A 26,079-nucleotide genomic window follows, 5' to 3' on the forward strand; every position below is an offset into this window, starting at 1 on the left:
CCACCTTATCTGCAATTAAAAATTGGCAGACATGGTGGGTTTTGTGTACGTACCTTTTTAAAAAAATATCAGGCCTTTTTCACAAAGCACGCTTTAAGCATGATTTTCATGCCGTCAATTTTACAATCAATTTCATGATCGCCTTCAACCAGACGAATACCTTTAGCTTTGGCACCTTTTTTCAGAACAGTGCTACTACCTTTAAGCTTAAGGTCTTTAATCAGAATAACGTCGTCACCAGTCGACAACGGATTACCGTTACTGTCTTTAACATCAAGCTCTTGTGATGAGCCGGTATTGCTGGCAGCATCCCATTCGTGTCCGCATTCCAGGCAGACAGTAAAGCTACCATCAAAATAATTCTGTTCGCTGGCACATTGCGGGCAGATTGGGGTTGATTCAGACATGGTTACACCTTTGCGATGGTAAAAGCGGCGATTGTACCTAATTTTGCTACAACTACCACATTTTTATGTACTTGCTCTGCTTTTTTTGCAGCTTTTGCACAGCTATACTGAATAATATGCCTAATTACGGTATTGCTGAGCTGTTTTTTCTGAACGTTTGAACACCAGTTCATCCTCACTTGATTCATGTGCAACAAACTGGTAACCATGCTCATTGAATTCATGCAGCATTTTAGGTGAGTGCAGTTTATTGCGTACAATAAAGCGAGTCATCAATCCCATGGCTTCTTTCGCATAAGCATTAACATTCATGTATTTACCCGCTTTTTCATCCAGAAAAACCGGTTTAATTACCTGTGCTTTAAGTTTATCCTTATCTATTGCTTTGAAATAATTATCAAAAGCTAAATCAATGATGGTTTCAGTTTCGATTTGATTCAAATGGCTGGTCAGGGTTTCATGCCAGAAGTGATACAAATTAATACCTTCAGGATTCTCCAGACGTACATTCATGCTCAGGCGGTAGGGCTGGATTAAATCCAGCGGACGCAATATGCCGTACAAACCGGAAAGAATACATACAGCGGTTTGCATATAATCCAGTTCATGCAGGGATAAATCACTGACTTTCAGGCTGGTGTAGATATCACCACTATAGGCAAAAATCGCCTGTAAAGCATTATCAGGGGTAAATGGCGTATGCCAGTCCTGAAAACGCTGCTGATTAAGCTCAGCCAGATGCGAGCTGATGTGCATCAATTCCTCCAGCTGTTTCACACTTAGCTTACGACAATAATGTACTAACTGTTCGCTCTGTTTAAGAAACTGTGGCTGAGTATACTTTTCACTCAGGCGTGGATTAGCAAAATCCTGACTGGTGGGTGCAGCGATAATGGTTAACATACGGCCTCCTGTTCAATCACTGGTACACATTTATGCTCATCATGGTGAAATAAAATATTATTATCAATCAGATAATGCATAAAAACTCGATATCACCACTTTACCTGAGAAAATATTGTCAGCAGAACACAATAGCCCGAATTTAGCATAATGCTACATATATATTACATTTCAGTAACGTATATGTCTCTCCAGGTAAACACTTTACTGAACCGAAAAACAGATTGCTAACTACAATGGAGAAAATAAAGAAAAAATTAATTTACTGACGGCCGGAGATAAAAAACAGGGCTGCACACTGTCAGCCCTGTTTTGCTTTATTTGCTCTGCTTAGAATTCACCGTCAATATCGGCAATACTTACCAGCTTAGCATTAACAAATTCTTTTAAGCCCAGATCCAGTAATTCACGTCCGAATCCGGAACGTTTCACCCCACCGAAAGGTAAATCAGCTTTTACCATGGTTGGATGATTAATAAATACCATACCGGTATCAATCTGCTGAGCCAGCTGTGCACCGCGTTCTTCGTCAGCAGTAAAGATAGATCCGCCCAATCCGTACGGGCTATCGTTAGCAATCTCGATAGCGTGTGCTGCATCTTTAGCACGGTAAATTGAAGAAACCGGACCAAAGAATTCCCAGTGACGTGCCGGATTATCCGGCTGAATATTGGTCAGAATAACCGGCCGGAAGAAACAGCCCTGAGCAGGCATATCCAGCGGGATTTCCTCAGCGTGCGCACCAAGCTTAACTGCTTCATCCAGCTGCTGCTGTAAACCAGTAACGGCTGAACGTGAAGACAGAGGAGCCAGTGTTGTGGCTGCATCCATCGGATCACCCATGCGCAATTGCTGCACACCCTGACGATACAAACTCAGGAAACGGTCGTATACACCATCTTCTACAATAATACGCTTGGCACTGACACATACCTGACCGGCATTCCAGTGACGTCCGAAGACAGCCCATTTAGCTGCTTTTTCGATATCTGCGTCATTGAGTACGATGAACGCATCTGCACCACCCAGTTCGAGGGTACATTTTTTCACTGCGGCTCCGGCCTGAGCGGCAACAATGGCACCGGCACTTTCAGAGCCAGTCAGCGCTACACCGCGTACACGCGGATCTGCAATAATTTTGGCCAGTTGAGCATGAGTTGGATAGAGATTCTGGAAAGCACCGGCCATTAAACCGGCCTGAAGGAACATCGCCTCCATTTTCGCTGCACACTGAGGTACATTAGAAGCATGTTTCAGCACAATCACATTACCGGCAGCCAGTTGCGGGGCTGCAATACGTGCTATCTGGTAATAAGGGAAGTTCCATGGCTCAACAGCCAGAATAATACCCTGCGGAGCAAATTCAATACGGGCACGATTACCTTTATTGGATGTAACCGGTAACACTTCCGGCTGAAGCTGCCGTTCAGCATTAACTGCATAATATTCAAGAATCTGTGCTGACAGCTCAGTTTCTGCTTTAGCTTCACTAAACAGTTTACCCATTTCCAGTGTGAGTAAACTGGCATATTCTTCAATATTAGCCCGCAGAATATCAGCAGCGTTTTGCAGAATACGCGCACGCTGGGCAAATGTAGTAGTTTTCCACTGATGGAAAGCGGCATCAGCATGATTTAATGCTGCTTCCAGCTCAATATCGGTAGTATCAGAAAATGCCTTTACCTGTTGCTCGGTATAAGGATTGGTACTAGCGTACGCCATATAATTACCTCTCATGAGTAAAAGTTACACCACGGTTACTGCCCTGTTGGCTATTTTTGGTGTGCCGCCGGTACGGGCAGGTTCTGAAACAATTACAGTGTTTACTATGAAGAAATGGTTATGTGCCTGATGTGTGCTGCCGCTGTTAATTATCTTTTGTAAGCCTGATACAGGCTACCGGCAACATTAATTTTCCTGTCTGTTATCACTTTAGCATGATTATGTATTAATTGAGTTTAACAATAATTTACCACAACAGCAAGCGTACCGTAAACTAACAAATCCCGGCATGCTGTCTTAGTGCATTAGTGCATTAGTGTATTAGCTAAATACCATAGCAACTGGTATGTGCAAGGATAATAATGCATCAGTCAATAATTTCTTCGCAGGCAATAATCGAAATTTTTGTTTCCTGAAACTCTCTTGCAGTAGCAGCACAGCACGCATAAACTGTTTTAACATTTAATCATTCATAAGGATGTACAAATGAGTAAACTGGCGATAGTGGTTTTTTCCGGTTACGGTCATACTCGTAAAATAGCTGAAGCAGCCGCTGCAGATACCGATGCAGTACTGGTTGAAATTGATGCTAATGGTGATCTGGACAATGATCAGTGGCAACAGCTTCACGACGCCAAAGGGATTATTTTTGCCGCACCTACTTATATGGGCAATGTACCCTGGCAATTCAAAAAATTTGCTGATGCCACTTCAGGACTGTGGGCAGAGCGCGCATGGCAAAATAAAGTATTTGGCGGATTTACCAATAGTGCCAGCTTTAACGGTGACAAACAGGTTACGCTTCTCTGGATGCAGACACTGGCCGCACAGCACGGCGGTATCTGGGTAAGTCTGGGACTGTTACCGGCCAATAACAAAGAAGCAGACCGTAATGATATTAATGTACTCGGAGGCTCTGGAGGAGCGCTGATACAAACACCGGCAGATGCCAGCGTAGATGAAATTCCGCGCGGCGATATTGAAACCGTTAAAATCTACGTAGCACGGGTAAGCGAAATCATCAATAAATTAGCTTAATCGTTTTTAAGCTAATTTCGAATTTCAGCCCGTTATCTGTTTTTGCCGGTTAATGGCAGTAACAGATAACAGGCTGTTTAAATAAATATCACCTATTATTAATTAAGCTGATGGTTGTTGTCTGGTTTTCCACCATGAAGCAAGTATAGCAATCATTAAAGCACTAAACACGACAGTCAGTGAAGCAAAAGAAGGAATATGCCACCATTTGGCCACCAGCATTTTGCCGCCAATAAAAGTTAAAACCACAGCCAGCCCGTATTTGAGATAGATAAATTTTTCTACTACATTGGCGAGTAAAAAATACATCGCACGCAGCCCCAGTACCGCAAAGATATTGGAAGTAAAAACAATAAATGGGTCAGTGGTGACGGCAAATACTGCCGGAATACTGTCAACAGCAAAAACAACATCACTTAATTCAATCACAATCAAAGTAAGCAGCAAAGGAGTTGCCATACGCTGACCGTTTTCAACGGTAAAGAATTTTTCCCGGTTTAACTGCCCGCTAACACGCATATACCGGTGCAGCCAGCCTATCAGCGGATTATCGGCCAGACCTTTATCTTCCGCCTTTTCAGGCAGCATCAGCTTAATCCCGCTATAAAGCAAAAATATACCAAACAGATACAATACCCATTCAAAACGGCTGACCAGTACTGCACCCAGAGCCACCATAATGGCGCGTAGTAAAATAGCGCCCAGTACACCGTAAAGCAAAACACGATGCTGGTACTCAGCCGGCACTTTGAAATAACCGAATATCAGAATAAATACAAAGATATTATCGACTGAGAGTGATTTTTCCAAAACATAACCTGTCAGAAAATCCATCACCGAATCTGCTGCTATAGCCGGACCGGCGGCAGGATTATGTGCCAGCTCAAAATACAGCCAGGCAGCAAATCCGAGAGAGACAGTAATCCAGACTGTTGTCCATAGCAGAGCTTCTTTGGTACTAACCCGATGCACTCCCTCTTTTTTCAATGTAAGCATATCAATTGCAATCATCACAATGACAATCACGATAAATACGCCATAGAATAAAGGTGTACCGACAGAATTCAGGTGTAGCTGCATAAGTTTTTCCTGCTAAATATTTTTATCATAAAAAATCTGGTAACCATACCAGTTATCAGAATCAGCAGTCAGGTAAATGGCTTTATACCGGCTGCTATTCGAACAATAGCATATTCGGCAGAAAAGATAATCCCCCCTGCTGATAATTGTTTTAAGCAGATTCTGCATTCCGCCTCTGCCAGGAATCAAGAGAAGATATTCAGAATTATTTTTAGCGGAACAGATAATCTATGCCGTACATGATTTTCTAATAGTTAAATATAATAATTCAGTTTGGTTATAAGATTACAAAGCCAGCTTTACTATTTTTCATATCCGGATATAAATTAGTCTGCTGGCAATTTATGTTTTTTGATTTTCGCATCCGGCCTGTTTTCCGGAACTGAACCTTTTAAAACTATAAAACCGGCAAAGTTTAAATAATTAATGATGAATAATAAAAGAAAAACAGGGCTGAACACCCTGTTATGATGATTACTTTCACATTATCTGTTTCAATTTATTTAGCATCACAATCAGATGGTACTAAATGTACACTAAATAATTCTTTATCTTCATCTTTAAAATAATAATGATGATTAATGCCATCCGGAAATGAATTTCTTAATTTCACGAGATCAGGATCTCTATTTTCACAATATTTATTTTTTAAGTTATCACTAGTCATTTTCTGAACATTAGATGATGAGAAATTTTTTTTATTTCCTGTTACTACATATTTATAATCTACTACATTATTTCCAATAGTGAGATCGACCAGCTGGGTAGTTGAGGAAACTCTCATAGGCAGTTGCCGTTTAAGCTCGCTAAAGTAGCTCTGAATAGTATCATCATCTAATTTATTGTTATCAGACTTACTAGCATCTGACTGTACTGCCTCACTACCTGCTTTATTTGGCTCTGCCTGCTTCGAGTTACCACACCCAAAAAGTATCATGCTCAGGGATAATAACAACACTGTTTTCAAAATTTTCATATTTATTTCCATATCTAATACTGGGAATTATTATTATTACAAAAAAATAAATTAACTTACAATATTTAGTATTTTTTATTACTTAATATTCAGGTTTATTCTTTATTCATTAGATATAAATCAAACTTATCTGATTTGCTTAGTTTTATAAATTTCATATGAAATTCGTTTTAATTATTCCGGATTATATTTGAAATATTATTCAGTAGATTGTTCAATAGCAACCTTGCATCCGCGTATTTTTTGTTACAGACAAATAACGCCCTGATATAAATATCTATTACATTCTGCCAGATACTATTTCGCCTGAATAGATACGGGATAATTACATTTTTATACTTCTGCAACCCAACTATCGCTTATTCTCTTTTATAATCATTCTAATATTCATAGTTACCGCTGCTGATAGTAATTTATCTGTTCAGCTAAAGTAAAAATAAAAAGGAGAAATCAGATGAACACAGCCTCAGTACGTCAGTACTGGCATCAGTTAACCAGTACCAATCATCTTTGTCAGTTTATTGATGTTATCCTGCGCAGCTACGGACAGGTTATGTTGCAAAACAATCCTGTTTCCGGGCTAATCTTTTCAATAGGCATACTATTTGGCAGTTACAGTGCCGGTAAGCCACAAACTGCTCTGGCCTGCTTACTTGCTGTAGTCTGTGCCAATGCAATAGCTTACCTGTACCAGCTGAACCGCAAAGCCTGGCTGCAAGGAATTTATGGTTTCAATGCCTGTCTGATTGGTATCGCCTTATCTGTTTTCTGCGAAAATTCACTGTATTTATGGCTAAGTATCATACTTGCTGCCATATTATCAGTATTTATTACACAAGCATTCAGCTCAATATTACAGCAATGGTACTTACCCTGTCTGACAATACCATTTGTGTTGATTACATGGCTGTATCTGTTGGCTACACCATCATTCTCAGTACTGATACGCGAACCGTCTACGGAATTATCTGCACAGATTTCAAGTTTTAATCTTCTGCATCTGATACCGGATAGTATACTGGGCATTGCCGAAGTCTTTTTATTTAACAGTGCGCTGGCAGGTGTCATTTTTCTGGCGGGACTGGCAGTCAATTCAATCAGAATGGCTATCTATGCTCTGGCCAGTTCTTTACTGGCCATCGGTATTGCACTGTTATATGGCAGTCAGATAGAAATGATCTCTCTCGGACTCTATTCTTTTAATGCAATCCTGACAGCTATCACACTGGCTACTTTCAGTAATAATCAGGATTTTAAAACCAATATTTATATCGTCTTCGGTATTATCTTTACTGTTCTTACTCAGGCCGCATTAGCCACAATACTGAAGCCGTTTGCCATACCTGTATTAACCTTACCTTTTGTACTAGTCAGCTGGTTATGGTTATTAACCAATCAAACTTTAAGCCAGCGTTAGCGTTTATCGATTTTATATATTGAATAAAAGAAAAATAAGAAAAATTTGTATTTTTCAGATTTTAAAATTGGATAGGTAACAGAAAACAGCGATCCCGGTAAAACAAGATTAAATCAATGCTTTTTACTAACTATGAATCAGAAAATGCAAATTCACAATTTTGCGCGGAAATATCAAGAAAGAGTTTCGTAATATGAAAGGTAAATGTATACCCGCTTGAAATAATCAAACCAGTAAAATATTCGAATTTTTTGGCTATTTTTGCTACTGTATTGAACACAACATCAGATTATCTGATAAAAAAGACTGCCCTGGTGGCAGTCTTTTTCGGTGCAACATGTTGCAAATAAGAATTAACGTTTGAACATATTGCCGTATTTCTGATTGAACTTATCCACACGACCGGTAGAGTCAACGATTTTCTGTTTACCTGTGTAGAAAGGGTGACATGCAGAACATACTTCGATATTGAAAGTATCTTTTTCCATTGCGGATTTAGTTACAAAAGTGTTACCGCAAGAGCAAGTCACGGTTATATCATGGTAGTTCGGTTGAATGCTGTTATTCATAATATCGTCCTTGGTTGGCGGGCACAGGGGTTGTGCCTGTACCTCTTGAAACGGATGTCCAGAATCGGGTAATTATACTCGCATGAGTAAGATTTTCAAGTGAATCAGTATATAGCAGCTACTCTTCTTCACAGCTAAAACGATATGAAACGACCGGATTCCTCACATCCCACTATTTAAGTCTAACATTGCTGTCAAGACCATAATGCATTACAAAAATACACCCGGTCTGAGACTTAAGGCTGTGCTGTATACAAATTTAAGCACGACGCCAGCTAGTCCCGCCGGCACCATCTTCCAATACAATACCGGCTGCCGTAAGCTCATCACGAATCCGGTCGGATTCAGCCCAGTTACGTTCTGCACGAGCCTGCTGCCGTGCAGCTATCAGCGCTTCTATAGCTGCGCTATCCAGACCCTGAACCGTTTCCCCCACTTCTCCCTGAAGAAAAGCAGCCGGATCACGTTGTAACAAGCCCAGTAAACCTGCCAGCCCTTTCAGACATCCTGCCAGTTCGGCGTCATGTGTTTTATTAATTTCATTAGCCAGCTCAAACAATACTGCTACAGCTTCAACGGTAGCAAAGTCATCATTCATGGCTGCATAAAAACGGCGCGTGTAATCATTTAAGTCAGCATGTACTGCCACTTCTGCCGCAGCTGTATTTTTAAGTGCCGTATATAAGCGGGTTAATGCACCTTTTGCATCATTCAGATGAGCATCCGAATAGTTCAGAGGGCTGCGGTAATGTGCACGCAAAATAAAAAACCGCACAACTTCAGCATCGTATTTTTGCAACACTTCGCGGATAGTGAAGAAATTTCCAAGTGATTTAGACATTTTTTCATTATCCACACGAATAAATCCATTATGTAACCAATATTTAACATGGCTGGCAAAATGATTATGCTCTTCACAGCACCCGTTTTTTTCTGCACCGCAACTCTGAGCAATTTCATTTTCATGATGAGGAAACTGTAAATCAGCACCACCTCCATGAATATCAAAATTTTTACCCAGTAGTGCTTTACTCATGGCAGAACATTCAATATGCCATCCCGGGCGTCCTCTGCCCCACGGGCTGTCCCATGCGGGCTCATGCGGCTTGGCTGATTTCCACAACACAAAATCCAACGGATCCCGTTTATGTCCGTCAACATCAACCCGTTCTCCGGCACGTAAATCATCCAGACTTTTCCCGCTTAACTGACCGTATTGCGGATACTCGCGTACCGCATAAAAAACATCGCCATTATCCGCCATATAAGCCTTATTATTAGCAATGATATCTTCAATCATAGCAATCATTTGCGGGATATATTGCGTGGCTCTCGGTTCGTGGTCTGGCGGCAGTACACCCAAAGCGGCTGCATCTTCGTGCATGGCCTGAATATAATAATCGGTAAGCTCAGTAATACTAATCCCGCGTTCATTGGCACGGGCAATGATTTTATCGTCTATATCAGTAATATTGCGTACATAATCAAGCTGATAACCCAATTCCCGCAACCAGCGCGCCACCAGATCAAATACAATCATTACTCTGGCATGACCAAGATGGCAATAATCATAAACAGTCATACCACACACATACATACGCACCTGGTGCGGATTAATCGGTGTAAATTCTTGTTTGCTTCTGGTTAAAGTGTTATACAAGCTGAGCATGTCGTTTCCAAATGGCTAAAATGGTAGCACTGTACTAAGGTAATTAGTTTGTATGAGGTTAAACTGGTTGTTTTCAAGATATAACCAGCTTAAAAAGTTAATTATAGTAGTCTGAACGGTACTATAGCCAATAATTATTATGGTCTAAAGCAGTTTTCAACCAAAAACTTATCTTTTTATCATATAGATATAACCATTTTTCTTTTCAGTACATCATATTGCCAAAAAAGCATGACTCTTGCTTTTCTACTATAGAAAGCATAAAACAGAAACTGTGAAAAGCATAATCAAGCTTATATTCAAGAGAAGGAGTAAGTATGACTATTATGAAACCACTGGCTGCACTTGCAGCCGCTACCACCCTTGCTTTAACCGGTTGTGTTACCGATCCGTCTACCGGTCAGTCTCATGCCAGTAAAACAGCAGTATATGGTTTAAGCGGCGCTGCCGTATGCGGCATTGTCGGCGCGATTACTCATAACAGCCGCGGTGCACGTAATGCCGCACTTGGTTGCGGTGCTATCGGAGCCGGTATTGGCGCTTATATGGATTATCAGGAAAAACTGTTACGCCAGAAACTGGCTAATACCAATGTCGAAGTTCAGCGTGAGGGTAACCAGATTAAACTGACTATGCCTGAAAATGTGACATTTGCGACCAATAGTTCAGAATTAAGTGGCGCGGCTACCTCTTCTCTGTCATCTGTGGCTGAAGTACTGGCTAAATATGTAGATACTACCATCACTATTGCCGGATACACTGATAGCACAGGTAATGACAGTATTAACATCCCGTTATCACAGCGCCGTGCACAATCAGTTTCAAATTTCCTGACTTCCCGTGGCGTTGCTTATAACCGTATCAGTGCTAACGGATACGGATCTGCCAATCCTATTGCCAGCAATGCAACTGTTGAAGGACGTGCACAAAACCGCCGTGTGGAAATCCGGTTAAATCCAGTACAGCAGGCTCAGACTACAACCACACAGCAAACTACAACCTACGTTCAGTAATTACTGAATATGCCTGATTGTTTACTACAGCAGCTTCTGCGGTCAGACAATTAAAATTTGGTATATTTATTCAATCAAGCTGCAAATAAAAAAAGCACTTCAACATGAAGTGCTTTTTTCAGACTGTATTTTATATATCCAGTGAACGATGCAGTTTGGCCTGTCGCTCAATACGTTTATTGATAAACCATTGTTGAGCCAGAGTCAGAATATTATTCGTCAACCAGTAGAGAACCAGCCCTGCCGGGAAGAAGAAAAACATTACAGAGAAAGCTACTGGCATGATTTTCATCATTTTCGCCTGAACCGGATCAGTTGGCGGCGGATTCATAAATGTTTGCAAATACATAGTCAGTGCCATGAGCACAGGCAGAATAAAGTAAGGATCCTGACGGCCTAAATCGGTAATCCAGCCAATCCATGGAGCTCCGCGCAATTCTACCGAAGCAAACAATGCCCAGTACAAACCAATAAATACCGGAATTTGCAGCAGCATAGGCAAACAACCGCCAACAGGATTAATTTTTTCCTTTTTATACAGCGACATCATTTCCTGCTGCATACGCATACGGTCATCACCGTACTGATCTTTCAATGCCTGCAAACGCGGAGCCACAGCACGCATCTTAGCCATCGATTTATATGAGGCATGTGTCAGCGGAAACAGAATTGCTTTGACAGTAAGAGTAAGCAGGATAATCGCCCAGCCCCAGTTCTGTACCAGACTGTGCCACCAGTTCAGCAACCAGAATAAAGGAGAAGAAAACAGCGATACTTTGCCGTAGTCTTTAATCATCTGCAAATGATCAGCTACTTTAGTAATGACAGAATAAATCTGCGGACCGGCATACAGGGAAATACCGAAACTGCCGGTGGAGTTAGCACCAATATCCTTCAGCGGTACTCGTACACCGGCAGAATAAAGACCATCACTGCGTTTTCTGATATCTATCTGGCAGTCGCTGGTACCACAAACACTGTTACCTTCTTTCGGCTGCAGAATCCAGGTAGTCATAAAATAATGCTGGGTCATGCCAATCCAGCCGGTATTGGTTTTACGCTGATAATCTGCCTGATCACGACCAGAGGTGTAATCACTGTCAAGATCTTTAAAGGCTACTTTTTCAAATTTACCATTCGGGGTATACAGTACCGGACCAGTATAAGTGTGATCGAAATAGCCTGTACCTTCAGGTTCCTTATCATCCCGCAGTACCCGGTAAGCTACATCCATTTGTAATGGCTGAGCATTGTGATTGGCAATTTCATAGCGCAGCCCGATCAAGTAACTGCCTTTAGTAAATGTATAAATTTTACTAACCTGTACACCGTTTTGTTCGGCAGCAGTCAGACGCACATCCAGTTTGTCACCATTAAGCGTGTACTGTTTTTGCGCAGCTGTAAATGTCAGATCTTTAAACTGATAATCACCCTGACGGTTTAATAATACCGACTGGGCAACATACTGATGACCATTTGCACCATTATCCAGCAATACAAAAGGCTTGCTGGCATCACTGGTGGCCTTGTATTTATTGAGAGTTAGCTGGCGTAAATCGCCGCTTTTTTCATCAATAACAGCCTTAACAGTATCAGTAGTCACTGTTACCGGCTCTGTTTTACTCAGGGCACTCTCGGCAACAACACCAGTAGAAGAATTGCTGTTACTGGTGGATGATGTTTGTTGTGCAGCTGGCTGTTTTTCGGGTTGCGGGTATAATTTTTCCCAACCCAGCAAAATCGCCATGGTCAGCACAAAAAATATCAATAATCGTTTGAAATCCATAGTGTATTCCGTCTACTCGCTAAGGAAGAGGGTCATGACCGCAACCACCCCATGGATGACAGCGGCAAATACGCTTTATCGCCAGCCAGCTACCTTTCATTAACCCGTATTTTTGCAGCGCCAGTACGGCATATTGCGAACAGGTTGGATTGTAGCGGCAGCGCGGTGGTAACAGCGGGCTGATGGCATACTGATAGAACCGGATCAGACCCAGCAATAAATATTTCATTGCGAAGATGCTTTACACCTGTCAGCTGTAATAAGCAGCTGCTGTAAAGTCCTGACTACGCCAGCGTACTCAGCATGCCGAAACGGCTGGCGTACACGAATGATTATATCTACCGGCGGCAATTCATGCTTATGCAGGCGAAACCATTCGCGTATTAAGCGCTTCATATAATTGCGCCGGTTAGCACGTCTGGCAACTTTTTTGGCTACTATCAGCCCCAAACGCGGGAAACCTAAACTATTGCGTGCCTGAAAAACCTGAATCCAGGCACGGCTTTTTTGGCAACGTAATGCAAAAACGGATGAAAAATCATCCGTTTTTAATAGGCGATATTTTTTGCCAAAATGATAATCCATTCTTGTTCTTACACAGCCAAACGTTTACGGCCTTTGGCACGGCGGGCAGCCAGTACAGCACGTCCGCCACGGGTTTTACTGCGAACCAGAAAGCCATGAGTGCGTTTGCGGCGGGTAACGGATGGTTGATAAGTGCGTTTCATAATTTATTCCCGAATTAACTTTAAATAAAACGTAGCATTACACAACAAGAACAGCACTTTGTCAATCAATATAATCTGTAGCAAAGCTTTACGGGAGCTGTGCTGGTGTAAAGTGCAAATCATGGTCAGAAATTTGTTTATTGCGTATAATTAGCATAATAGGCACTTATTGTTTCCAGCCTTCAGCCAGCTCCGATTGACAGATAAATTTAAGCTTCACGAATGACCCTGACAGAATTTTGGCCTCAGTGCCTATTGCAATTAAAACAAAGCTTACCTTCTCAGCAATACCAGATGTGGATTGCACCTTTAACTGTGGGCGAAGAAAATGGCAATTGGGTTATTTTTGCGCGTAATACTTTTACCTTCAATCATATCCGCGAGCGTTTCTGGCCAGCTATCGAAAATGCCAGACAATCTGTTCTGCCAGACGGCAGCACTCCATTAATTCTGAAAATCGGACAGGGACTATCGCTGCAGGCTGCCACTGAGGCAATACCGGCAGGAAACAATTCACCGGTCAAGACTGCAGAACCAGACTTAAATGTCGCTGAACAGCCGGCTGATATTAAACCGGATTCAGTTAATACCAATAAAATTCATTCTGAAGTTTCAACCAAACCACAGACAACGGCAAAACGTACCGAATCTGCTCAGGACATTATTGCCAAACGCCTGCGAAACACCCAGACCAAAAGCGCAAGTGCTACTGCCGAAACAAAAGAAAACAGCAAACAGACCGCTACAGAAAAACCTGAGGCTGGCGAATCAGTGGCCACCTCTGATTCAGCACATGAAAATGGTAAAAAATCCCGCTATACTGATACCAACCTTAACCCTGAACATACTTTTGCTGCTCTAGTACAAGGTAAAGGGAACCGTCTTGCTCACGCTGCTGCGCTGTCGATTGCAGAAAATCCCGGCAATAGCATGTACAACCCGTTTTTTATCTATGGCAGTACCGGTCTGGGTAAAACCCACCTGGTACAGGCTATTGGCAACCAGCTGTTTGCCACCGACAACAAAGTAAAAATACGCTATATTCATGCTGATGAATTCATTCGCGGCATCATGAATGCATTCCACGCCAAATCTTTTGATGCCATGCGCCAGCAATATCAGCAGGTAGACTTACTGATTATGGATGACGTACAGTTTATTGCCGGTAAAGACCGTACCATGGAAGAGTTTTTTTACGTCTATAACCATTTAATTGACGAAAAAAAACAAGTTATCCTTACCTGTGATACGCTGCCTACTCATATAGACGGCATGGACGATCGCCTGAAATCCCGCTTCTCATGGGGGCTGAGTCTGGAACTGGAACCGCCGGAGCTGGAAATGCGCGTAGCCATTTTGCAGAAAAAAGCTGAGATGGCTCAGGTGAAGCTTGAGGACGAAGCCGCATTTTTTATTGCCAAACATATCCGCAGCAACGTGCGTGAGCTGGAAGGTGCATTCAAGCGGGTAGTAGCACAAAGCCGTTTTGCCAGCCGCCCGATTGATGTAGGGCTGGCTACTGAAGCATTACAGGATATTCTGGCTGTTAACCACAAACCTATGACCCTGGAACACATTCAGAATACAGTAGCAAAATTTTATGGGATTACCATTAGTGATATGGTAGGGAAAAAACGTACCCGGAATCTGGCACGCCCGCGCCAGATGGCCATGACCCTGGCAAAAGAACTTACTCCGCTTAGTTTACCCGCTATTGGCAGCGGATTTGGTGGCCGCGACCATACCACAGTTATGCATGCGGTAAAAAGTATCTCCAAACTCCGCAAGGATGATGCTGAAACAACCAAAGCGTATGAAACCTTAATGATGATTTTGCGAGATTAAACCAAGGAACAAAATATGCTGATATTACAAGCAGAACGTGACAGTTTACTCAAACCGCTGCAGGCAGTAACCGGTATTGTAGAGCGTCGTCATACATTACCGATATTATCTAATGTATTACTGGAAAACCATCAGGGGCAAATCAAGATTCTGGCAACCGATCTGGAAATTCAGATTGATACCATCGGCCCCAAAAGCGAAGCAGAAGATTTTCGCATTACCACCAATGCCAAAAAACTGCAGGATATCCTGCGGGCTTTACCGGCCGGCGCAATCGTTTCTCTGGACTGGAATAACAACCGTCTGGTGCTGAAAGCAGGCAAAAGCCGTTTTAATCTGCAAACCCTGCCGGCCGAAGATTTTCCATTAATGAGTGTGGGCGAAAATATTGATGCCAGCTTCAGCCTGCCACAGGAAACATTTCGTGAAATGCTGTCTCAGGTACAATACAGCATGGCCATTCAGGATATCCGCTATTATCTGAATGGTCTGCTGATGCAGACAGAAGGCAATCAGCTGCGTCTGGTCGCTACAGACGGACATCGTCTGGCCTATGCAGCCTGCAATATTGAAGCCGATTTACCCAAAGCAGAAGTTATTCTGCCGCGTAAAACCGTGCTGGAACTCTTTAAGCTGCTTACCTTCCCCGAACAGCCAATCACGATTGAACTGCTGAACAATCAGGTACGTTTCCGTTGTAATGACACCATTATTGTTTCTAAAGTCGTGGATGGTAAATTTCCGGATTACAACCGAGTTATTCCACTGGATAACGATAAAATCTTTCTGGCCAACCGTACCGAGCTGCTTGGTGCACTGGAACGGGCAGCCATTCTTGCCAATGAAAAATTTCGCGGTGCCCGCCTGCAAATCCAGCCCGGATTACTAAGCGTGACCTGTAACAATAACGAACAGGAAGAAGCTCGTGAAGAGCTGGAAATTGCTTATCAGGGAGATACACTGGAAGTCGGTTTTAATATCAACTATCTGATGGATGTATTGCGTAATTTACATGCAGAAGATTTACAACTTGCTTTTGGTGATGCAAACCGTTCAACACTGTTTACCATCCCGAATAATCCCAACTTTAAGTATATAGTTATGCCCATGCGGATTTAAATATCCATGCACTCTTAAATCCGGTTACTGCCGTACGCCAGCTTTCTGTTTTTAATAGCTCAGTCTGGTTTACGGCAGTTTATTATTTACAATCAGCATTCTTATCTTCCAATAAACATCAGATAAAACATAATCTTAAATATAGCACAGGGCTGAAAAAAAACCGATTTTATGCTATAATAAGTTTTTGGTTTATTGCCCTCAAACAGGCCTGTTATACAGTTATACCACTAACGTTTTTTATAATTAATAACAGTTATAAATGACCTTTAACAGCATAACCGCTGCCAAGTTTAGTAAAGAATTCTTATGATAGATCAACACCCTGAAGATTACAGTGCCGACAGTATCAAAGTATTAAAAGGTTTGGATGCTGTTCGCAAACGTCCCGGTATGTACATTGGTGATACTCAGGATGGCACGGGTTTACATCATATGGTATTCGAAGTTCTGGATAATGCCATTGATGAAGCACTGGCCGGATACTGTGATCATATTACCGTAGCAGTTAATGCCGATAACTCCATTACTATTGAAGACAATGGCCGTGGCATTCCTACCGATATGCATCCGGAAGAACATCGCTCAGCAGCTGAAGTAATCATGACCATTCTGCATGCCGGAGGTAAGTTTGATAACAACAGTTATAAAATTTCCGGTGGTCTGCATGGTGTAGGGGTCTCTGTAGTTAATGCACTTTCTGACTGGCTCCGTCTGACCATCTACCGTAATCACAAAGAACATTTTGTAGAATTTCGTCACGGGGATGCAGTTGCTCCATTGGCTGTTGTCGGTGATACCGACAAACAGGGTACACGTGTTCAGTTTCTGGCCAGTACCGAAACCTTTGGTAATATCGATTATCATTTTGATATTCTGGCCAAACGCATCCGCGAGTTATCTTTCCTGAACAACGGCGTCAGTATTGAACTCTTTGATAAACGTGATGGCAAACACGAAAACTTCGCATTCAGCGGTGGTGTAGCCGGCTTTGTACAATACATGAACCGGAATAAAACGGCTCTGCACAATAAAGTTTTCTATGCCAACGGTGAGAAAGATGGCATGAGCGTGGAATGTGCCATGCAGTGGAACGACAGCTATCAGGAAAACGTACAGTGTTTCACCAATAATATTCCGCAACGCGATGGCGGCTCCCATTTAACCGCCCTGCGTCAGGTTATGACCCGAACCATCAACAACTACATTGAAGCCAATGAAGTTGCCAAAAAAGCCAAAGTAGATACTAATGGCGATGATATGCGTGAAGGTTTAACCTGCGTATTGTCTGTTAAACTGCCTGACCCGAAATTTTCTTCACAAACCAAAGACAAACTGGTTTCCAGTGAAATAGGTCCCGTAGTGAATGAAGTACTCGGTAAAGCCTTGTCTGAATTTCTGGAAGAAAATCCTGCAGAGGCAAAAATCATCACAAGCAAAATTGTTGATGCCGCGCGTGCACGTGAAGCAGCGCGCAAAGCACGCGAAATTACCCGCAGAAAAGGGGTAATGGATGGTCTGGGGCTGCCGGGCAAACTGGCAGACTGTCAGGAAAAGGATCCTGCTTTATCAGAATTGTATCTGGTCGAAGGTGACTCGGCAGGCGGTTCTGCCAAGCAAGGCCGTGATCGTAAATTTCAGGCCATTTTGCCCTTAAAAGGTAAAATCCTGAATGTAGAAAAAGCCCGTTTTGAAAAAATGCTTGCCAGTCAGGAAGTTGGAACTTTAATCACTGCACTGGGTGCCGGTATAGGCAAAGAAGAATTTAACCCGGAAAAATTGCGTTATCACCGCATAATTATCATGACCGATGCGGATGTAGACGGCGCGCATATCCGTACCCTGCTGCTTACCTTCTTCTACCGGCAAATGCCTGAACTGGTTGAACGCGGTTATGTATATATTGCTCAGCCACCATTGTATAAAGTGGAATATGGCAAAAAAGACAACTACCTGAAAGACGAGTTTGAAAAAGATCAGTTCATGCTCAGTCTGGCATTGAATAATGCTCAATTAATTATTGGCGAAAATACTCTGGAAGGTAATGCTCTGGCCGAAATCGCCAAACAATTGATTCTGGCACAAAGTATGATTGCGCGTGAAAGCCGTATCATTGACAACAATGTACTTAATTCCCTGCTTCTCTGGAATGAGAATCTGGATTTAAGCACTGTAAGCAGTACAGAAAAAGCTGTGCAAACATTAACCGCACTGGTTAATGACGACAACCTCAAACTGGAACGCATTGGTGCAGATGATGAAGTACAAATGATTAAAATTACTCGTCAGTTGCATGGGAATCATATGGTCAGCTATCTGGATCAAAAATTTGTTGAAAGCCGCGCCTATCAAATTATCCGGCAGACAGCGACCACTTTAAGCGGTATTGCTGACGTACCAATTGAAGTCATTAAAGGTAATATGACCACCACTGTAACCGGCTTTGCCCAGGCACTGGAATTACTGATGGATTTAGCACAGGAAAAAATTAACATTCAGCGTTATAAAGGTCTGGGTGAAATGAATCCCGAACAATTATGGGAAACTACAATGGATCCTTCAGTACGCCGTTTACTGAAAGTCAGAATCGAAGATGCGATGGCGGCAGATGATGTATTTGTTACCCTGATGGGTGACGAAGTTGAACCTCGTCGTGCATTTATCGAAAACAACGCTCTAAATGCTCAGGTTGATATTTAGTTTTTAAATACCTGAAAAAGGATGGCATTGTCTGCCATCCTTTTTTCTATACAAAAATATTCTGCAGTTGATTATCCGGATAATATCAGCCCTTAACACAGATAACCTGACGTAACTGGTGCTTGATTTCCACCAATTCCTGTTGCGCCTGCATTACTGCGTCAATATCCTTATACGCCATAGGAATTTCATCAATAACTTCAGCATCTTTACGGCACTCTACATGAGCCGTAGCCTGCATCTGGTCAGCAACAGTAAATTTCCGTTTAGCTTCACCACGACTCATAACTCTGCCTGCACCGTGGGAACAGGAATGAAAACTTTCTGCATTCCCCCGCCCCTGCACAATATAACTTTTTGTTCCCATAGAACCCGGAATAATTCCCAGTTCACCATCTCGTGCAGAAACAGCTCCTTTACGCGTAACAAAAACATTTTTACCGAAATGGTGCTCTTTCTGTACATAATTATGGTGACAGTTTACAGTTTGTAAATGCGTAGTAAACGGCACATTGATTACTTTGCGTATAGCAGCGATAGTATTGTGCATCATCACTTCACGATTTAAACGGGCAAATTCCTGTGCCCAGTGCACCGCTTTCAGATAATCATTACAGTATTCGGTTCCTTCTACTAAAAACGCCAGATCATTATTAGGCAAATAGGTATCAATGAAATATTTTTTCATTTCCTTTTTAGCCAGCTCACTGAAATATTTACCTATTGCACGACCAATACCGCGTGAACCACTATGCAGCATTATCCATACGCGATCACACTCATCCAGACAAACTTCAATAAAATGATTACCGCCGCCTAAGGTTCCCAAATGACTATAACTATTCGCTTTTAAAAAACACGGATATTTACTGGTCAGTTTTTCAAATCCGGGCAAAAGCTGCTGCCAGTACTCCTGTACAATCGGTGGCGGATTTTGCCAGCTTCCTTTATCGTACTTTTCATTATTGAGAGTGGAACCATGCGGTACCGCCTTTTCTATAGCCAGACGTAATGACATTAAATCTTCCGGCAGATCCTGAGCGGTAAGTGACAGCTGTACCGCCATCATTCCACAACCAATATCCACGCCGACAGCAGCCGGAATAATCGCACCAGCAGTCGGAATCACACTCCCGATAGTAGAGCCTTTTCCCAGATGCACATCTGGCATAACCGCAATATGCTTAAAAATAAAAGGTAATTGTGCAGTTTCGAGCAATTGTTTTTTAGCCACATCTTCTACCGGCACACCTTTTGTCCACATTTTTACCGGACGTGTTTTATTTTCTTTTAATACTTCAAATTCTTGCTTTTGCATTTTTAACTTCCATTATTTTTTAGCAAATTAATTAGCGGATGTATGCTATTGCGCCTGAATATTAATCAAACCATGCAATAACTGATCCAAACCGCCTACAACTGAAATCTTATCGATTCGTTCAGCAATTCTTTCCAGTGTTTCCATTTCTTTTAAGCGTAAAGCAACCGGATTATTTTCCATTACCCGGGCTGTATTCAGTAAGGAACGGGTAGCAGAAGTTTCTTCCCGCCGGCGGATAACATTCGCCTGTGCAGATTTTTCTGCTTCTACTACTTGTGCCAGAATGGTTTTCATGTCTCCCGGTAAAATAATATCTTTTACGCCAACACTGACCGTTTCGATTCCATAACCCGTCATATGCATCTGCATATGAGCATTCACCACCTCGTCGATTAAATTTTTGTTTTCCAACAATTCATCCAGACTGCGAGTACCAATCGCTTCCCGTAATGCAAATTGTAATTGCCGGTACAATAACTCCATTGGCTGCGCAATTCTGGCAAACGCCTTTAACACATCGGTGTAACACCAGCTGGCTACCAGATTAATACGCAGATTGACTTTATCCCGGGTTAAAATTTCCTGACCGGATATTTCCACTGTCTGCAAACGTGTATCGACAATTTCAACACTGATTTCACGATTAAAACGCCAGTAAGCAGTAATACCTGCATTAAGCAGCCGTTCTACTTTACCATTAACTTTTAATACGCCAACATGATATGCCGGTACCTGTGCAATCAATACACTACTATCGCCAGTCACTTCTTTTTTACGTAATTTTGGCTGTAACAGCTGCTGTACCATTTGCTCAGAAAGCTGAAAATCGTCAGTCAGCTCAATAAGCTGCATATGTTGCTTGCAGTTATTCTGCCAGTACAATCGTTTGGTTCCCGGAGGCAGAATTTCCACTAGTAAATCATCTTCAAAGCGTAAACCGGCCTGATTAGCACCTACCTGCATCTGAATACAGAATTTTGCCATCTGCTGCGGGGCATTTTGTTCAATTGTTGCCGCCAGCAAATCATCAATACGGTTATCCTGTAGTTTGAATTTACCCAGTACCAGCTTATGTTTGAATTCACATAAACCAATTACGGATTTAGGCGGAATAATCTGTACAAACTGATTATCAACAAACAGCGTACCAATTTGCTCATCGGTAAAATAATGCAGTTTGATGTGATCGATACCTTCAATTAATCTGCCGGTATTTTTTGCCTGAATAATTTCCATAGCAACTTCATCAGACAACCGGTACCCTTGCTCCAAAGTTACTTTTTTAATTGCCTGTTCCTTATAACTCTTCCAGTACAATGCTTTAGTAGAGGGTTGAATAATCTCTACCAGCATTTCTTCTTCATAACGCAGCACAATCTCATCATCAGCCACATTGACATAATGACAATATTTTTCTACCAGCTGCGGATAAAAATTGAGCAGTTTTTCGGCAATAGCCGATTCAATCTTAGTATCAGCTAAATCCACCAGATAATGAGTAATGTTGACAAAAGGATCCCAGAAAATATGCTGGCCTGCGGTAATGATAGTATTAATTTCACCGCGTTTAGTGACAACGGCCAGCTCACCTTTTTTCACATTAATTATATTCAACATATTAAATCTCCTTTTTTGGCAGCCAGCAAAGAGAAGAGACACAATCAAACGGATTAAGTAACGAAATAACAGGGGAAAACTGATATCTTTAAACATTCAACTAACTGCTTATGGCTCATCAATTTTTTGCCTGCTATCCGGTTTTTTTACCCGGACAGAATCATTAATCCGTTTATTCTGTGCGGTTAACCGGTTTTTTCGTGCCTTAGCTTTACTGCTTTGCTTATTTCCCTTTACTGGCTGGTATTGCTCAAACAACAAATTACTACAATATGGCTTTTGAAACAGGAGTCGAACCCGTGACAGATTGGTTTGGTACCAATTGCTCTACCTCTGAGCTATTCAAAAATTTTCCGGGGGAAGGAAATGTCTTTCATACCAGGGAATACATGTTGATAATGCGAATAAATCAGTCTTTCGATTAATTTAATTCCATTCGCAATGTACCCTGCTGCCGTAAAAACAGTATGTATTTCAGACAATATCCTTATTGCAATTACCGTACCAAGTCCGTAAATTTCTAAAATAAAATTATTAATATATTGTTTTTTATTACAAAAATAAATAAATAATTTTATTTTCAATAAAGTACTTTTAGTTTTATTTTCGTAATTTTTTATAAAATATTATATAATTTTATTTAATTTTATATAACTAATAATAAATAATGGACAAGAAAAATATTGTATTCGGTTTTTTAGGCAATGTACTTGACCAGCGAGGCAAAGGAAGAAAACGTTGGACACGCTGGCGCCCTACTATTGATATCTGTAATCATCCGGAATGGCCGGTTTATCGCCTGGAACTGATTTATCACACTCAGGACAGCAAACTACTCGAAGACATTATTCAGGATATTAAAACCATTGCCCCGGATACACAGGTGAACCCGATTCCAGTTCAGATACAGGATCCATGGGATTTTGAAGAGGTGTATACCTGTTTACTGGATATTGCCAAAAACTATACTTTTAATAATGAGCAAGAAAATTATTATCTGAATATTACCACCGGTACCCATGTAATGCAGATCTGCTGGTTCTTACTGGCAGAATCACGCTTTTATCCTGCTAGACTGTTACAACCCTCGCCGCCGGCCAAACCGTTAGCATCGCCGGAAAACCTTGCCGCAGAACCTATAGCAAATCAGCCACTGTACCCCAGCGGACAAATAAACATCATTGACCTGAATCTGAACCGTTACGATCAGATTCTGACTCGCTTCCAGCAATATGCTAATCAAGCAACAGAACTGCTCAAATCAGGTATAGCGACAAAAAACCGGCATTACAATCAACTAATCAACGAAATAGAACAGGTTGCCAGCCGCTCTCATGCGCCTATTTTGCTATGCGGCCCCACTGGTGCCGGTAAATCTTTTCTTGCCCGGCAAATTTACCGGCTTAAACTGAACCAGCATCAGATTACCGGACAATTCGTAGAAATTAACTGCGCTACCCTGAGTAGCGATAATGCCATGTCTACACTGTTCGGTCACATCAAAGGTGCTTATACTGGTGCCAGTCTGGGCAGAAACGGCTTACTCAGACAGGCGGATAACGGCGTTCTGTTTCTGGATGAAATCGGAGAACTGGGGCTGGATGAACAGGCTATTCTCTTAAAGGCGATTGAGGAAAAACAATTTTATCCGCTAGGTGCAGACAAACTGGTATCCAGTAACTTTCAGCTGATTGCCGGAACCAACAAAGATTTAAAACAGGCAATTATCCGCGGTACTTTTAGAGAGGATTTATACGCACGTATCAATTTATGGAGTTACCAGCTACCGGGACTTGCCGAACGTAAAGAAGATATCGAACCGAATATTGATTTTGAGCTGGCACGATTTGCGCAGGAGTACGGTACCATGCCGCGTTTTAATCAGCAATCCAGAGACCGTTATATTCAGTTTGCCACATCGGCTATGGCAACATGGCCGGGTAATTTCCGTGAGCTCACTGCTTCCATTACCCGTATGGCTACTTTATCCATACAAGGAAACATCACTCTGGAACAAGTTGAAAATGAAATCCGGCGTTTACAGATACACTGGCAGCAGGTAACTCTTTCTGATGCGCTGATTCCGGCTGAAATTGATGAATTTGACCGGTATCAGCTGGAAAAAGTCATTGAAGTATGCCGGAAAAGCCGAACTCTATCCGAAGCCGGCCGGTATTTGTTTGCTGTATCCAGAGCACAAAAACAGCGCGCCAATGATGCAGACAGGCTGAAAAAATATCTGGCCAAATTTGATTTAAGCTGGGAGCAGATAAAAGACAGCATCAGTAAAGGCAATTAACGCTATTTCCTGCCTGTGATCATTATTTCTTATTTGAGTTTCAGCAGCTATTATACGAAATAAAATACACAAAAATACATTATTTATTTATCATATTAAGCAGGCGGGTTCGTGTTTGTATTAATATATCTATTTGTTGTTCAATCTTTTCTAACGTCAGATTAATATTTTTCAGGTAAATTTCACAAGGCTCAAATTTACTGTTTTGCTCATGCCAGCAAGGCAGTATTTGCCGGATAATTTTTAACGAAAAACCGGCATTATTGAGCTGCTGAATCAATTTTACCCTTTCTACATCTGCCTGCTGGTATTCACGGTATCCGGATTGTGTACGCGCCGGTGTCAGCAATTTTTCCTGTTCATAATAGCGCAGCATTCTAGGGCTGATTGCGCTTTTTCTGGCTAATTCACTGATTTTCATTTTTACTCTGTTGACTTTAACACTACTGTGAAACTTTATCATTATTCGCACAACCCACAAACTGAAAGAAAGAAAATGATTAAGTTAACCATGTTAGTAAAACGCCTGCCCAATATTACTTATGAAGAATTTGACCAATACTGGATCGATCATCATGCTCCGCTAGTGGCTTCTGTGCAAAACGTTTTAAATATTACCCGCTATGTACAAACCATTCCGCACCGTTATCCCGAGCTGGATAAAATAATACAAAACGGGCGTCAATCTCAAAATTTTGTTTTTGACGGCATGGCTGAAATATGGTGGCAGAATCTGGAAAGCATGCAGAAAAACCGGTCTTCACCAGAAGCCGTAAAGGCATTAAACGCATTAATGGAAGATGAAAAGCGCTTTGTTAATCACACACAATCAGTTGTCTGGTATGCAACAGAACGCCTGATTATTAGCAACACTAATTTTCAGACAATGCCATTGCGCTGAATCAGAGTCAGGCAAAAAACTTGCCTGCCGGCAAAACAGCAGGCAGGCAAATAACAAAACTAGATACATTTACGTATGAATTCCGGTATTGCGTTAACACACCATGCGCTGCAATAATTTTTTAAAATCTTCTCCTACCAGAGGATGTTTCATACCATAGGCCACTGTTGCTTCCAGATAACCAAGCTTATCACCGCAATCATAACGTCTGCCGGCAAAAGCATACGCAATCATTTTCTGTTCAGTCAGCAACCGTGCAATAGCATCAGTCAGCTGAATTTCTCCACCAGCACCCAGCGGTAAATTAGTCAGAAAATCAAAAATTCGTGCAGACAAAATATAGCGCCCAACCACACCCAGATGTGAGGGTGCTTCATCCGGATGTGGTTTTTCGACAATACTCTTTACATAATCAAAATCATTCTGATGATTAATCTCGACAATACCGTAAGCACCCGTCTGCAGCGGATCAACATTTTCTACACCAATGACATTACAACCCGTATGGTAATACGCATTCATCATCTGGCTCAACGCACCTGGGTGTGCATCAATCAAGTCATCTGCCAGCACCACAGCAAAGGCTTCTTTACCCACTGCTGCCCGACTGCATAAAACCGCATGCCCCAACCCCAGTGCGGCCGGCTGGCGAATATACAGACAAGTCACATTGGGCGGCAGAATATCCTGCACAAAATCAAGCAATTTATTCTGATTGCGGTAAGCCAACTCTGTTTCCAGTTCATAAGCCTTATCAAAATGATCTTCAATACAGCGCTTATTCCTGCCGGTAATAAATACCAGTTCAGTACAGCCAGCAGCAACAGCCTCTTCTACCGCATACTGAATCAGTGGTTTATCCACTATCGGCAACATTTCTTTCGGGCTGGCTTTAGTAGCCGGTAAAAACCGTGTCCCCATACCGGCCACCGGAAAAACACACTTACGGATTGGTTCAGCTTTCATTCA

General features: G+C 41.9%; 23 protein-coding genes and 1 tRNA gene. 8 read left to right on the plus strand and 16 right to left on the minus strand.

Features of this window, described 5'->3' with window-relative positions; all coding sequences use genetic code 11:
• Positions 1–68: 68 nt before the first annotated feature.
• From SALWKB2_RS09960 to SALWKB2_RS09970, 3 genes are all read right to left on the minus strand, one after another.
• Positions 69–407 carry a zinc ribbon domain-containing protein YjdM gene (locus SALWKB2_RS09960; protein WP_025331531.1) on the minus strand — a complete coding sequence of 113 codons (339 nt, stop codon included), beginning with the start codon at positions 405–407 and terminating at the stop codon, positions 69–71.
• A 120-nt stretch (positions 408–527) separates the two neighbouring features.
• Positions 528–1,310, minus strand: coding sequence for a peroxide stress protein YaaA (gene yaaA / locus SALWKB2_RS09965; RefSeq protein WP_025331532.1), 783 nt, complete (start codon positions 1,308–1,310; stop codon positions 528–530).
• A 330-nt stretch (positions 1,311–1,640) separates the two neighbouring features.
• The gene (locus SALWKB2_RS09970; protein ID WP_025331533.1) at positions 1,641–3,032 is read right to left on the minus strand and encodes an NAD-dependent succinate-semialdehyde dehydrogenase; all 1,392 of its coding nucleotides are present in this window, start codon (positions 3,030–3,032) and stop codon (positions 1,641–1,643) included.
• Positions 3,033–3,518: 486 nt separating this feature from the next.
• Here SALWKB2_RS09970 and SALWKB2_RS09975 point away from each other — a divergent pair, with 486 nt between their 5' ends.
• Complete coding sequence (locus SALWKB2_RS09975) at positions 3,519–4,070, plus strand: flavodoxin family protein (protein ID WP_025331534.1); 552 nt, start codon at positions 3,519–3,521, stop codon at positions 4,068–4,070.
• A gap of 102 nt (positions 4,071–4,172) precedes the next feature.
• On the opposite strand, the gene SALWKB2_RS09980 is transcribed toward SALWKB2_RS09975, so the two are convergent.
• Positions 4,173–5,150, minus strand: coding sequence for a TerC family protein (locus tag SALWKB2_RS09980; protein WP_025331535.1), 978 nt, complete (start codon positions 5,148–5,150; stop codon positions 4,173–4,175).
• A 499-nt stretch (positions 5,151–5,649) separates the two neighbouring features.
• A complete protein-coding gene (locus SALWKB2_RS09985) occupies positions 5,650–6,126 on the minus strand; it encodes a hypothetical protein (protein ID WP_025331536.1) in 477 nt (158 codons plus the stop codon).
• 454 nt (positions 6,127–6,580) lie between these two features.
• Here SALWKB2_RS09985 and SALWKB2_RS09990 point away from each other — a divergent pair, with 454 nt between their 5' ends.
• Complete coding sequence (locus tag SALWKB2_RS09990; protein WP_025331537.1) at positions 6,581–7,543, plus strand: urea transporter; 963 nt, start codon at positions 6,581–6,583, stop codon at positions 7,541–7,543.
• 353 nt (positions 7,544–7,896) lie between these two features.
• Here the strand turns inward: SALWKB2_RS09990 and rpmE are convergent, their stop codons facing one another.
• Positions 7,897–8,112: a 50S ribosomal protein L31 gene (gene rpmE / locus SALWKB2_RS12005; protein WP_037394224.1), complete on the minus strand. Its 216-nt coding sequence runs from the start codon at positions 8,110–8,112 to the stop codon at positions 7,897–7,899.
• Between the two features lie 259 nt (positions 8,113–8,371).
• A complete protein-coding gene (gene cysS, locus SALWKB2_RS09995; protein ID WP_025331538.1) occupies positions 8,372–9,781 on the minus strand; it encodes a cysteine--tRNA ligase in 1,410 nt (469 codons plus the stop codon).
• Positions 9,782–10,098: 317 nt separating this feature from the next.
• On the opposite strand from cysS, the gene SALWKB2_RS10000 reads away from it, so the two are divergent.
• Positions 10,099–10,794, plus strand: coding sequence for an OmpA family protein (locus tag SALWKB2_RS10000; protein ID WP_025331539.1), 696 nt, complete (start codon positions 10,099–10,101; stop codon positions 10,792–10,794).
• A gap of 130 nt (positions 10,795–10,924) precedes the next feature.
• Here the strand turns inward: SALWKB2_RS10000 and yidC are convergent, their stop codons facing one another.
• The 4 genes from yidC to rpmH are packed head-to-tail and all read right to left on the minus strand — an operon-like array spanning position 10,925 to position 13,308.
• Positions 10,925–12,580 (minus strand): membrane protein insertase YidC, encoded by a 1,656-nt coding sequence (yidC, locus tag SALWKB2_RS10005; protein WP_025331540.1) that lies wholly within the window; start codon positions 12,578–12,580, stop codon positions 10,925–10,927.
• Between the two features lie 19 nt (positions 12,581–12,599).
• On the minus strand, positions 12,600–12,809 hold the full coding sequence (gene yidD, locus SALWKB2_RS10010) for a membrane protein insertion efficiency factor YidD (protein ID WP_025331541.1): 210 nt from the start codon (positions 12,807–12,809) through the stop codon (positions 12,600–12,602).
• Positions 12,806–13,165 carry a ribonuclease P protein component gene (gene rnpA, locus SALWKB2_RS10015; RefSeq protein WP_025331542.1) on the minus strand — a complete coding sequence of 120 codons (360 nt, stop codon included), beginning with the start codon at positions 13,163–13,165 and terminating at the stop codon, positions 12,806–12,808. The genes yidD and rnpA overlap by 4 nt, the downstream gene beginning before the upstream one ends.
• A gap of 8 nt (positions 13,166–13,173) precedes the next feature.
• A complete protein-coding gene (gene rpmH, locus SALWKB2_RS10020; RefSeq protein WP_004283944.1) occupies positions 13,174–13,308 on the minus strand; it encodes a 50S ribosomal protein L34 in 135 nt (44 codons plus the stop codon).
• Between the two features lie 222 nt (positions 13,309–13,530).
• On the opposite strand from rpmH, the gene dnaA reads away from it, so the two are divergent.
• The 3 genes from dnaA to gyrB all read left to right on the plus strand — a co-directional run bounded on the left by dnaA (position 13,531) and on the right by gyrB (position 18,972).
• Positions 13,531–15,153: a chromosomal replication initiator protein DnaA gene (dnaA, locus tag SALWKB2_RS10025; protein ID WP_025331543.1), complete on the plus strand. Its 1,623-nt coding sequence runs from the start codon at positions 13,531–13,533 to the stop codon at positions 15,151–15,153.
• A 15-nt stretch (positions 15,154–15,168) separates the two neighbouring features.
• Positions 15,169–16,272: a DNA polymerase III subunit beta gene (gene dnaN / locus SALWKB2_RS10030; RefSeq protein ID WP_025331544.1), complete on the plus strand. Its 1,104-nt coding sequence runs from the start codon at positions 15,169–15,171 to the stop codon at positions 16,270–16,272.
• Between the two features lie 309 nt (positions 16,273–16,581).
• Positions 16,582–18,972, plus strand: a complete 2,391-nt coding sequence (gene gyrB / locus SALWKB2_RS10035; RefSeq protein WP_025331545.1) for a DNA topoisomerase (ATP-hydrolyzing) subunit B — start codon at positions 16,582–16,584, stop codon at positions 18,970–18,972.
• 85 nt (positions 18,973–19,057) lie between these two features.
• Here the strand turns inward: gyrB and SALWKB2_RS10040 are convergent, their stop codons facing one another.
• The 3 genes from SALWKB2_RS10040 to SALWKB2_RS10050 all read right to left on the minus strand — a co-directional run bounded on the left by SALWKB2_RS10040 (position 19,058) and on the right by SALWKB2_RS10050 (position 22,258).
• The gene (locus SALWKB2_RS10040; protein ID WP_025331546.1) at positions 19,058–20,290 is read right to left on the minus strand and encodes an RtcB family protein; all 1,233 of its coding nucleotides are present in this window, start codon (positions 20,288–20,290) and stop codon (positions 19,058–19,060) included.
• A 45-nt stretch (positions 20,291–20,335) separates the two neighbouring features.
• Complete coding sequence (locus SALWKB2_RS12580) at positions 20,336–21,910, minus strand: slipin family protein (protein WP_025331547.1); 1,575 nt, start codon at positions 21,908–21,910, stop codon at positions 20,336–20,338.
• A 273-nt stretch (positions 21,911–22,183) separates the two neighbouring features.
• Positions 22,184–22,258: transfer RNA gene (locus SALWKB2_RS10050), tRNA-Trp, on the minus strand.
• Positions 22,259–22,577: 319 nt separating this feature from the next.
• On the opposite strand from SALWKB2_RS10050, the gene rtcR reads away from it, so the two are divergent.
• A complete protein-coding gene (gene rtcR / locus SALWKB2_RS10055) occupies positions 22,578–24,209 on the plus strand; it encodes an RNA repair transcriptional activator RtcR (RefSeq protein ID WP_025331548.1) in 1,632 nt (543 codons plus the stop codon).
• 79 nt (positions 24,210–24,288) lie between these two features.
• On the opposite strand, the gene SALWKB2_RS10060 is transcribed toward rtcR, so the two are convergent.
• The gene (locus SALWKB2_RS10060) at positions 24,289–24,630 is read right to left on the minus strand and encodes a MerR family transcriptional regulator (protein ID WP_025331549.1); all 342 of its coding nucleotides are present in this window, start codon (positions 24,628–24,630) and stop codon (positions 24,289–24,291) included.
• A 75-nt stretch (positions 24,631–24,705) separates the two neighbouring features.
• On the opposite strand from SALWKB2_RS10060, the gene SALWKB2_RS10065 reads away from it, so the two are divergent.
• On the plus strand, positions 24,706–25,110 hold the full coding sequence (locus SALWKB2_RS10065) for an EthD domain-containing protein (protein ID WP_025331550.1): 405 nt from the start codon (positions 24,706–24,708) through the stop codon (positions 25,108–25,110).
• A 93-nt stretch (positions 25,111–25,203) separates the two neighbouring features.
• On the opposite strand, the gene galU is transcribed toward SALWKB2_RS10065, so the two are convergent.
• Positions 25,204–26,076, minus strand: coding sequence for a UTP--glucose-1-phosphate uridylyltransferase GalU (gene galU, locus SALWKB2_RS10070; protein ID WP_025331551.1), 873 nt, complete (start codon positions 26,074–26,076; stop codon positions 25,204–25,206).
• Positions 26,077–26,079: the final 3 nt, after the last annotated feature.

The organism is Snodgrassella alvi wkB2, assembly GCF_000600005.1.
Lineage (GTDB): Bacteria > Pseudomonadota > Gammaproteobacteria > Burkholderiales > Neisseriaceae > Snodgrassella > Snodgrassella alvi.